The organism is Candidatus Vampirococcus lugosii, assembly GCF_018420025.1.
Taxonomy (GTDB): domain Bacteria; phylum Patescibacteriota; class Gracilibacteria; order Absconditabacterales; family Absconditicoccaceae; genus Vampirococcus; species Vampirococcus lugosii.
In genome coordinates, this window is sequence record NZ_JAEDAM010000086.1 from 1 (window position 1) to 3417 (window position 3417).

Annotated in this window: 2 protein-coding genes; both read left to right on the top strand. The window is 17.1% G+C overall.

The features are described 5' to 3' along the window. Positions 1 to 607 precede the first annotated feature (607 nt). Positions 608 to 1180, top strand: coding sequence for an NUDIX hydrolase (locus tag VAMP_RS04875; RefSeq protein WP_213349827.1), 573 nt, complete (start codon positions 608 to 610; stop codon positions 1178 to 1180). A gap of 32 nt (positions 1181 to 1212) precedes the next feature. Further along, positions 1213 to 3264 (top strand): DUF262 domain-containing protein, encoded by a 2052-nt coding sequence (locus VAMP_RS07180; protein ID WP_213349828.1) that lies wholly within the window; start codon positions 1213 to 1215, stop codon positions 3262 to 3264. The last annotated feature ends 153 nt before the right edge of the window (positions 3265 to 3417 follow it).

A 3417-nucleotide genomic window follows, 5' to 3' on the forward strand; every position in this document is an offset into this window, starting at 1 on the left:
ATAATGAGTGACATAAGTTTTTCAATTATATTTGCGAGTACTTTTTTTAATAAACATATTATAATTATTACCACTTAAAATAATAAAAGATAAAAAATAATATATTTATTATAATGAAAAAAGTATAATTTCAAGAGAAAATGCAATAATACTCGCCACTACAAAACTAACTATTTTTTGTCTATAAAGATGAGTTCTAAATATAGAATACTATATTATTTTAAAGTTGAAAATATTTTATTTTTGTTTAATATATATTTATATTTAAATATATAAATAATTATGAAAAACAATGTTACACAAAGATAAAGATAAAGATAAAGATAATAAAAAAAATTTTTGGGATATAATATATATGATTTTAAAAATAATATTTTTTCCAATTTATATAATAATATTGATATTAAATATTATTTTAGAATTTATTGAATATTATTTTAGATAATTAAAATTTATTTATCAAAATATTTATTTTTTTTTGTGTTGAATAAAATTTATTTATCATACAATTTTTTTTATAAAAAAGAACTTGATTAAATAATAAAAATAATTATTCATTCTAAATATAGAATACTATATTATTTTAAATAAATTAAATAAATAAATTATGTTTGATTTAAATTCTCATGTAAAAACTTTATTGAATGAATATTTAAAAAAATTTCCAAATGAAATTGATAGATATGAATTATTACAAAATCAATTACAAAAAAATGATGATTTATCTACTAGGAAAAATTTTGAATGACATATGACTGCAAGTGCATATATTTTATCAAGTGATAAAAAACAAATCGCAATAATTCACAATATTAATCTAAATAAATGGTTAGCTCCTGGTGGACATTGGGAAACTTGAGATAATGAAATGTACAATAATGCCAAAAGAGAAGCAATAGAAGAAACTTGAATAAAAGATATAACATTATTTGATTGGCATACAGAAAATAATTTAATTCCTATAGATATTGACACACACTATATACCTGAAAATCCCAAAAAAGAAGAGGCTGAACATTATCATCATGATTTTAGATATGTTTTTGTATTAAATAATTTAACTACTGATATAAAAATACAACTTGAAGAAGTAAAATGATTCAAATGGATTAATATTTGAGAAAATTTGGAAAATTTTTCTTGAAATAATGTAATACAAAAAATTTGAGAAATTATATAAAATATTTACATAAAACTAAAAATAAATACAAAATGAAAGCAGAAGAGAAAAAAATTTTAAAATTTTTGACTTGAGATGAAAATTTTATAATTCCAGTTTATCAAAGAAATTATGAATGGACTGAAAAACAATGTAAACAGTTATTTGATGATTTAATTTTGATTAACAAAAATAATTATCAAACATATTTTTTATGAACAATTGTAGTTTATAAAGATGATTATTGAAAAGATTTTTTAATTATTGATTGACAACAGAGATTAACAACAATTTCTATCTTGTTGTTAGCAATTTACAATATTTTAAATGAATGAAATATAAAAAGTGAAGAAATTGAAAAAGAAAAAATTTTGGAATTCTATTTAATAAATAAGTTTCAAAAAGATAAAAATAAACAAATAAAATTGCAATCAGTAGAAAAAGATAAAAAAGCTTTTTTTTGAATTTTTGAAGAAGAATTTATAAATAATTCAAAAATAACTGAAAATTATATTTTTTTTAAAAATAAAATCTTGGAAAATAAAATAAATATAGATAACTTATATAAATCAATTGAAAAGTTAGTTATTGTAGAAATAATTTTGAAAAGATGAGAAGATGATCCACAATTGATTTTTGAAAGTTTAAATTCAACTTGACTTGATTTGAGTGAATGAGATAAAATTAGAAATTTTCTTTTGATGAAACAAAAACCTGAAAAACAAGAAGAATTATATAAAAATTATTGGTTCAAAATAGAAGAAAATACAAAATTAAATTGAAGTGAAGTATATAAATTAAGTGCTTTTTTTAGAGATTATTTGACTATGAAACAAAGAAAAATTCCAAATGAAAAAAATATTTATTTTGATTTCAAAGAATATTTCAAAAAAAATAGTTTTGAAATTGAAGAAATTTTGAAAGATTTATTAAAAAATTCAAAAAATTATTCAAAAATAATTAATTCAAATGATGATAACAAAGAAATATCAGAAATTTTAAAAAGATTAAATAAATTGGAAATATTAGTTTCATACCCTTTTTTGCTAGAATTATATAATGATTATGAAAAGAATTATTTTACAAAAAAAGAATTTATTGAAATTTTATTAATTATAGAAAGTTTTGTTTTTAGAAGATTTATTTGCAATCTACCAACTGCATCATTAAATAAAATTTTTAATATTTTATGAAAAGAAATAAAAAGTTTTATAGATTATAAAGAAAATTATTTTGAAATATTTAAATATGTTTTATTAAATAAAACTTGAAAATGAAAATTTCCCAAAAACGAAGAGTTTAAAAATAATTTTTTAATAAAAGATGTTTATAATACAAAAAAGAAAAATTATTATTTACTTGAAAGATTGGAAAATTTTGAACAAAAAGAAAGTTATGTTTCTTCTATGATTGAAAATAAAGATTTAAGTATAGAACATATAATGCCTCAGAAATTAAACGAAAATTGGAAAAAAGATTTATGAGAAAATTATGAAGAAATTCATCAAAAATATTTAAATACTATTTGAAATTTAACATTAACTTGATATAACTGAAAATATTCAAATAAATCTTTTGAAGAAAAGAAAAATATAGAAAAATGATTTAATAAAAGTCCATTGTATTTAAATCAATATATAAAAACTTGCGAAAAATGGACTGAAAAAGAAATAAAAGAAAGAATGAATTTTTTAATTGAAAAATCTTTAAAAATTTGGAAATATCCAAAAACAGATTATGAAGAACAAAAAGATATTTTCAAATTTTTTACTTTAGCTGATAAATATAATTTCAAATGAAAAAAAATTGATTATTTTATTTTTGAAGATAAAAAATATTCTGTTAATAATTGGGCGAATTTTTATGAAAAAATAATAAAAAAATTATATAATGAAAATTCTTTTTTAATGAAATCATTTCCAAATGATGAAAAATTAAAATCTTGATTTTTTGATAATAAAAAAAATTGAGATACTTGTAAAAAAATAGATAATAATTTATATATTGAAATTTGAACAAACACAGAAAGAAAAATTTATTTTTTGAAAATTATTTTTGATAAATTAAATATTGATTTAAATAAATTAAAATTTTATTTAAAATAATAAAATTATGACTAATATAGAAAATTTGGCATAATGGAAAAAATGTGTTGCTATTTTCTATGAAAACCATAAATAGTAACTGACAAATTTATCTTTTCTATCTTCTTTTAATCACCTATGTATTGATAGTTTTGTTTTTAAGTGTCAGTTTAT